This is a genomic window from Micromonospora sp. URMC 107, from assembly GCF_051386315.1.
In the GTDB taxonomy this organism is placed as follows: Bacteria; Actinomycetota; Actinomycetes; order Mycobacteriales; family Micromonosporaceae; genus Micromonospora.
This window is the reverse complement of sequence record NZ_JBPQTK010000198.1, coordinates 1-6,948: the sequence shown is the minus strand read 5'-3', so window position 1 is coordinate 6,948 and position 6,948 is coordinate 1. Positions and strand designations below refer to the sequence as shown.

The following is a 6,948-nucleotide window of genomic DNA, read 5'->3' as shown; positions in this document are numbered from 1 at the left end:
GCGCGTCACCACGCGCCGCCCCCGCCTCGATCACGTCCGCCACGGGAGCTCAGCTCCCGTACTTCTTGCGGTTGTCCTCCAGCTGCTTGTTCGCCTTGGCCGCCCCGTCGTCCAGCGCCTGCTTGGGCGACTTCTTGCCCAGCGCCGCCTCGTTGAACGAGTTGTAGAAGGTCGTCATGACCTCACCGAGGCCCGGGGCCGCCGGCGGGAAGGCCGCGTACTCCAGCTCGGGGGCGAGGGCGTTGACCTCGGTCAGCGCCTTGAAGTCGGCGCTGTCCCGGACGGCCTTGCGGGCCGGGACCTGGCCGCCCTTGGCCCAGTCCAGGGAGTGCTGGCTGAGCCAGTTGATGAAGACCTTCGCCGCCGAGACCTTGTTGGCGTCGTTGGCCCGCTGCTTGACGATCGTGAAGTTGTGCGAGTTGGCCCAGGCGGCCGGCTGCGTGCCGATCTGCGGCAGGGGCGCCACGCCCCACTGGACGTCCGGGCTCTTCTTCAGGTCGTTGATCTGCCAGATGCCGTTCCAGTTGAAGGCGTTCTTGCCGCTCTTGAAGGCCAGGTAGTCGGCGTCCTGGCCGACGTTGGCCGGGGAGTGGCCCTGCTTGATCAGGTCGGTCAGCCAGGTGCACGCCTCGACGGCCTGGTCCGAGTTGAAGGTCGCCTTCGTGGCCTCGGCGTCGAAGACGCTGCCGCCCCACTGGTGCAGCAGGGAGTAGAAGGTCATGCCGCCGGTGAACTGGAACGGGCTGACCCAGAAGCCCTGCACCCCGGACTTCTTCAGCTCGGTCAGCGCGGCGGTGTAGTCGTCCTTCGTGGTCGGCGGCTTGTTCGGGTCGAGCCCGGCCTTCTGCATGACCCCCTTGTTGTAGTAGAAGCCGAGGGGGTGCATGTCCAGCGGGATGCCGTACCGCTTGGAGTTGTAGAGCCCGCCCTTCCAGACGGTGGGGGCGAAGTCGCCCTCGGAGAGCTCCAGGGTCTTGGCGACGTCGTCCAGCTCGGTGATGACGCCGCGGGCGGCGAACGTGGCGAGCTGGTCCATGTGCATGACCGCGATGTCCGGGCCGCTGCCACTGGAGGCCGCGCCGGGCAGCTTGTTGTAGTAGTCCTCCCACTGGTACGTGGCGATCGAGACGGCGATGTTCTGGTGCTCGGTGTTGAACTGGTTGACCAGCGCCTTGAAGATGTCGCCGTCGCCGCCGGTGAAGCCGTTCCACAGCTTCAGGTCCACCTTCGGACCGGTGTAGTCCTTGCCGCCGTTGCCGGCCGCCGGGCCCGCGTCGTCGTCGCCACCGCCGCAACCGGCCAGGGTCAGCGAGGCCGCGGCGCCGAGCCCGAGGCCGAGGCTGAGCAGGCGCCGCCGGCTCATTTCGTTCTGCATCATGGGGATTTTGCTCCTTGGGGGACGGGATGAATTGTGCCTGCTCAGGACCGGTGCGGTGTCAGCCACCGACGGGGGAGAAGCGCAGCACGTTCCAGGAGACGGCCGGGAGGCGCACGGAGCACCGGCCGCCGTCGGTGGTGGGGTCGGGCAGCTGCCGGGGCCTTACCCGGTCGGGCTCGGCCTCGGTGTTCGTCGCCGTCGGGTCGACCCCGGCGGCGAGGCTCAGGTGGGATGTACCGGACAGGCCCGGCAGGCCGCGCAGGTCGATGTCCAGGGGGAGGTCGGTCTCGCCCCGGTTGACCGCGAACACGGTCAGCTCGCCGGTCTCCTCGTCGTGCACGGCGACGGTGTCGAGCACCGGGACCTCGCCGTACCGCTTCGTCTCGTACGTCGGGCCGACGGGCTCGGTGCGCAGCACCGTGCCGCGGGCGTGCCGGGCGGTCAGCGCGAACGGGTGGAAGATGCTCTGCCGCCAGGCGGGACCGCCGGTGCGGGTGCGGATCGGGGCGATCACGTTGGCGAGCTGGGCCTGGCACGCCACCCCGACCCGGTCGGCGTGCCGCAGCAGGGTGATCAGCAGGTCGCCGACCACCACCGCGTCGACGGCGGTGAAGTCGTCCTCGATCAGCGCCGGGGCCTCGACCCAGCCGCGCCGGTCCAGGTCGGCCTGGAGGCGGGACTGGTACCAGACGTTCCACTCGTCGAAGGAGATCTTGAGCTTCCGCCGGTGCCGCTGCTTGGCGGCCACGTGGTCGGCGGTGGCGACGACCTCGCGGATGAAGTTGTCCATGTCGACGGCGGAGGCCAGGATGCTGGCCCGGTCGCCGTCGGACGGGTCGTAGTAGGTGTGCGCGGAGATGTAGTCGACGTGCTCGTAGGTGTGCTCCAGCACGGTCGCCTCCCAGGAGGCGAAGGTGGACATCGTCCGGTTGGAGCTGCCGCAGGCGACCAGGCTGATCGACGGGTCGATCATCTTCATGGCCCGGGCGGTCTCGGCGGCCAGCCGGCCGTACTCGTCGGCGGTCTTGTGGCCGACCTGCCAGGGCCCGTCCAGTTCGTTGCCCAGGCACCAGAGGCGCACCCCGTACGGCTCCTCGGCGCCGTGCTTGCGGCGCAGGTCGGACAGCTGGGTCCCGCCCGGATGGTTGGTGTACTCCAGCAGGTCGCAGGCCTCCTGCACGCCGCGGGTGCCGAGGTTGACGGCCATCATCGGCTCGACACCCGCCTCGGCGGCCCAGGTCATGAACTCGTCGAGCCCGAAGGCGTTGGTCTCGATGGTCTTCCAGGCCAGGTCGAGCCGGCGGGGGCGGTCGCCGACCGGACCGACGCCGTCCTCCCACCGGTAGCCGGAGACGAAGTTGCCGCCGGGGTAACGGACCACGGACACACCCAGCTCACGGGTCAGCTCCAGCACGTCGCGGCGCAGCCCCCGCGAGTCCGCGGCGGGGTGCCCGGGCTCGTAGACCCCGCCGTAGACGCACCGGCCCATGTGCTCGACGAACGAGCCGAAGAGCCGCCGGTCGGCCGGTCCGACGGCGAAGGCCGGGTCGATGGTGAGCTGCGCGGTCCGCAAGGGGTGCCACCTTTCCTCGTTGCCGGTCCCGGGTGACCGTGGTCACCCGGTGCTCCTGGTTTCTACAACGTTGTAAGCAACGTTGTAAAGAGGCCCCTACGCGGTAAAGTGCGCACCCATGGGGGGAGGCGACGTGGTGCGGCACAGGCTCAAGGACGTGGCGGAGCGGGCCGGCGTGTCGGTGAAGACCGTCTCCAACGTGGTCAACGGCTACGTGCACGTCCGGCCCGACACCCGCGCCCGGGTCGAAAAGGCCATCGCCGAGCTGAACTACCGGCCCAACCTCTCCGCCCGCAACCTCCGCAAGGGGCGCACCGGGGTCATCGCGTTCGCGGTTCCCGAGCTGGACATCCCCTACTTCGCCGAGCTGGCCCGGCACGTCGTCACGGCCGCGGCCGAGCTGGGCTGGACGGTGCTGATCGACCAGACCGGCGGCGGCCGGGAGCAGGAGCGGGTGGTCGCGTCCGGCATCACCGAGCACCTGATCGACGGGCTGATCTTCAGCCCGTTGGCGCTCACCGCCGAGGACCTCACCGGGCTGGCCGGCACCCCGATGGTGCTGCTCGGCGAGCGGGTCGACCACGGCCCCGCCGACCACGTCGGGATCGACAACGTGAGCGCCGCCCGGGAGATCACCGCCCACCTGGCCGGTCTCGGTCGCCGCCGGATCGCCGCCATCGGCTCGCAACGCACGCCGGAGGGGGCCAGCGCCCGGCTCCGGCTCGCCGGCTACACCGCCGCGCTGGCCGACGCCGGGCTCGCGTACGACGAGCGGCTGGTGGCGCCCGCGCCGGCCTGGCACCGCGCGGACGGCGCCGCCGCGATGCGCGGCCTGCTGACCTCCGGCGTACGTCCCGACGCGGTCTTCTGCTTCAACGACACCCTCGCCCTGGGCGTCCTGCGCGCCCTGCACGAGGCGGGCCTGCGGGTCCCCGAGGACGTGGCGGTGGCCGGTTTCGACGACATCGAGGACGGCCGCTTCTCCGTGCCCACCCTGAGCACGATCGCGCCGGACAAGGAGCGCATCGCCCGGCTGGCGGTGGAACTGCTCGCCGGCCGCATCGACGGCGACCGCACCGCCCCGCCCCGGGAGCTCTCGGCCCCCTGGCGCCTGGCCCCCCGCGAGAGCACCCTCGGCCGCTGACCCTCGGCGCGGGCAGGCGGCGCGGGCAGGTGGGGGTGGGCGTCAGTCGAAGAAGCGGGCCAGGTGGGCGGGGGTGGGGCCGTCCGCGTCCGCGGGCAGCGGGGTGAGGTCGGCGAAGATCGACGCGCCGTCGCAGCCGACGTGCAGCGGATACCAGCGTGGGGTGCCCGGCGGGCGCTGGAGGCAGATCCCCTTGACCGTCTGCACGTCGAGCAGCCGGACGTGGGTCGGGTCGGCGACGGCGTTCACGTGCCGCCACCACGGGCTCATCACGTGCAGCACGCCGCCCGGCCGCAGCGCCCGGTGGCACTCGTCGACCAGCGGCAGGAAGTCGATCAGGTGCTCCAGGATGTGCACCGCGAAGAAGACGTCCACCGAGTCGTCGGCCAGCGGCAGCGAGCCGGAGAGGTCCGCCACCGCGTCCACCCCCGGGGCGGGGAAGATGTCCAGCCCCAGGTTGCCCGGCCACTGCTTGGTGGCGCCGCAACCGAGGTCGACCACCACCGGGTGGCGACCGCCGACGCGTACGCGGCACCAGACGCCGAGCACCCCGGCGAGCCGGCCGACCCGGTCCCGGACCAGCCGCAGCTCGGCCTCCTCGGCGACCTCCCCGCCGACGTGGGCCACCCCCCGGTCGAAGCGCACCTCGACCGCGAGGTCGCGCAGCCGGTCGTCGTGCCGGGCCTGGTCGACCCAGGCCTCGGCGAGGAATCCGTCGATCGCCCGCAGCCGCTCGGCCGAGGGCGGGTGCTGTGCCAGCGCGACCATCGGGGCCACCTCCCGCCGGCCGATACCCCGATCCCCGGCCGTTATGCCAGGACGACCGGAGGAGGGCGGGCGGGGTCAGCCGCTGATCGTCCGGCGCGGGCGTCCGCCGCCGCGCATCCGCTGCCGGGGCGGCGGGGCGGCCGGCTTGGGCCGCTTGAGGTGGTAGCGGTGCAGCTCGTTGTTGCCGGGCAGGGACGGGTCCTCGCTCATCGCGACCAGCTCCCAGCCCTGGTCGCCGGCCCGGTTGAGGTGGGCCAGCGCGGTGTCGCCGTAGGGCGTCACGTCGACCATGGAGCCGTCCGGGCCGTACCAGACGAAGACGACCTCCCAGCCGATGTCGTTCGTGGCCGCCTGGCGGCGGCGGACCAGCAGCGCGTACTCCCACTTGAGCATGAGGTCATTCTCACCCGCCGCGAGCGGGTCGGCACGGATCAATCTTCGGCGATCCGCCCGGCGGTCACCCGCAGCCGCCGGTTGGTGGTCACGGCGTCGAGCATCCGCCGGTCGTGGGTGACCAGCAGCAGCGTGCCCGGGTAGCTGGCCAGCGCCGATTCCAGCTGCTCGATGGCGGGCAGGTCCAGGTGGTTCGTCGGCTCGTCCAGCACCAGCAGGTTCACCCCGCGCCCCTGGAGCAGCGCCAGCGCCGCCCGGGTCCGCTCGCCCGGCGACAGGGTCGCCGCCGGCCGCAGCACGTGCCCCGCGCGCAGGCCGAACTTGGCCAGCAGCGTCCGCGCGTCCGCCGGCGACAGCTGCGGTACGGCGGCGCCGAACGCGTCGATCAGCGGCACGTCGCCGAGGAAGAGTCCCCGGGCCTGGTCCACCTCGCCGACTACCACGCCCGGGCCGAGCGCGGCGTGCCCCGAGTCGAGGGGGAGCCGGCCCAGCAGGGCGGCGAGCAGGGTGGACTTGCCGGAGCCGTTCGCCCCGGTCACCGCCACCTTGTCGGCCCAGTCGATCTGGAGGGTCACCGGGCCGAGGGTGAAGCCGCCCCGGCGTACGACGGCGTCGCGCAGCGAGGCCACGACGGCGCCGGCGCGGGGCGCGGCGGCGATCTCCATCCGCAGCTCCCACTCCTTGCGCGGCTCCTCGACCACCTCCAGCCGCTCGATGAGCCGGTCGGTCTGCTTGGCCTTGGCCGCCTGCTTCTCGGTCGCCTCGGCGCGGAACTTGCGGCCGATCTTGTCGTTGTCGGTGGCCTTGCGGCGGGCGTTCTTCACGCCCTTCTCCATCCAGGCCCGCTGGGTGCGCGCCCGCGCCTCCAGGCCGGCCCGGGTGTCGGCGTACTCCTCGTAGTCCTCGCGCGCGTGCCGGCGGGCCACCTCGCGCTCCTCCAGGTAGCCCGCGTAGCCGCCGCCGTAGTGCCGGACCTGCTGCTGATGCAGGTCCAGCTCCAGCACCCGGGTGACCGTGCGGGCGAGGAACTCCCGGTCGTGGCTGACCAGCACCGTGCCGGCGCGCAGCCCGGTGACGAACTCCTCCAGCCGCTCCAGGCCGGCCAGGTCCAGGTCGTTGGTCGGCTCGTCGAGCAGGAAGACGTCGTAGCGGCTGAGCAGCAGCGAGGCCAGCCCGGCCCGGGCCGCCTGGCCGCCGGAGAGGCCGGTCATCGGGTGCTCCAGGTCGACGGTGAGGCCCAACTCGGCGGCCACCTGCTCGGCCCGTTCCTCAAGGTCCGCCCCGCCGAGGGCGAGCCAGCGCTCCAGCGCCTCGGCGTAGGCGTCGTCGGCGCCGGGCGCGCCGTCGGTGAGCGCGACCGTCGCCGCGTCCAGCGCCGCCTGCGCGGCGGTGACCCCGGTGCGCCGGGCCAGGAAGTCCCGCACGGTCTCGCCGGGCCGCCGCTCGGGCTCCTGCGGCAGGTGCCCGACGCTCGCCGTGGGCGGGCTGAGCGTCACGCTGCCGCCCTCCACCGGCAGCAGTCCGGCGAGGGTACGCAGCAGCGTCGACTTGCCCGCCCCGTTCGGCCCGACCAGCCCCACCACGTCCCCCGGTGCGACCACCAGGTCCAGCCCGGCGAACAGTGCCCGGTCCCCGTGCCCCGCGGCCAGCCCCTTGACGATCATCGTCGCGCTCATCAGTGCCCGACCCTAT

Annotated in this window: 5 protein-coding genes and 1 pseudogene; 1 reads left to right on the top strand and 5 read right to left on the bottom strand. The window is 72.7% G+C overall.

The genetic code is table 11. The features are described from left to right. Positions 1 to 49 precede the first annotated feature (49 nt). Positions 50 to 1,378, bottom strand: coding sequence for an ABC transporter substrate-binding protein (locus ACSNN9_RS27090; protein ID WP_436676100.1), 1,329 nt, complete (start codon positions 1,376 to 1,378; stop codon positions 50 to 52). Between the two features lie 58 nt (positions 1,379 to 1,436). Beyond that, positions 1,437 to 2,951 (bottom strand): alpha-N-arabinofuranosidase, encoded by a 1,515-nt coding sequence (locus ACSNN9_RS27085; protein WP_436676098.1) that lies wholly within the window; start codon positions 2,949 to 2,951, stop codon positions 1,437 to 1,439. Positions 2,952 to 3,087: 136 nt separating this feature from the next. Here ACSNN9_RS27085 and ACSNN9_RS27080 point away from each other — a divergent pair, with 136 nt between their 5' ends. Further along, entirely contained in the window at positions 3,088 to 4,095 is a 1,008-nt protein-coding gene (locus tag ACSNN9_RS27080; RefSeq protein WP_436676102.1) for a LacI family DNA-binding transcriptional regulator, read from the top strand. A 42-nt stretch (positions 4,096 to 4,137) separates the two neighbouring features. Here ACSNN9_RS27080 and ACSNN9_RS27075 read toward each other — a convergent pair whose 3' ends face one another. The 3 genes and pseudogenes from ACSNN9_RS27075 to ACSNN9_RS27065 all read right to left on the bottom strand — a co-directional run bounded on the left by ACSNN9_RS27075 (position 4,138) and on the right by ACSNN9_RS27065 (position 6,932). Continuing rightward, positions 4,138 to 4,863: a methyltransferase domain-containing protein gene (locus ACSNN9_RS27075; RefSeq protein ID WP_436676096.1), complete on the bottom strand. Its 726-nt coding sequence runs from the start codon at positions 4,861 to 4,863 to the stop codon at positions 4,138 to 4,140. A gap of 147 nt (positions 4,864 to 5,010) precedes the next feature. Next, positions 5,011 to 5,256: pseudogene (locus ACSNN9_RS27070) on the bottom strand (hypothetical protein); the annotation flags it as partial. A gap of 38 nt (positions 5,257 to 5,294) precedes the next feature. After that, positions 5,295 to 6,932: an ABC-F family ATP-binding cassette domain-containing protein gene (locus tag ACSNN9_RS27065; RefSeq protein WP_436676095.1), complete on the bottom strand. Its 1,638-nt coding sequence runs from the start codon at positions 6,930 to 6,932 to the stop codon at positions 5,295 to 5,297. Positions 6,933 to 6,948: the final 16 nt, after the last annotated feature.

Excerpts from the sequence above, each read along its gene's own strand:
- ACSNN9_RS27075 (WP_436676096.1), bottom strand. The coding sequence starts at position 4,863 with ATGGTCGCGCTGGCACAGCACCCGCCCTCGGCCGAGCGGCTGCGGGCG.
- ACSNN9_RS27090 (WP_436676100.1), bottom strand. The coding sequence starts at position 1,378 with ATGATGCAGAACGAAATGAGCCGGCGGCGCCTGCTCAGCCTCGGCCTC.
- ACSNN9_RS27065 (WP_436676095.1), bottom strand. The coding sequence starts at position 6,932 with ATGAGCGCGACGATGATCGTCAAGGGGCTGGCCGCGGGGCACGGGGAC.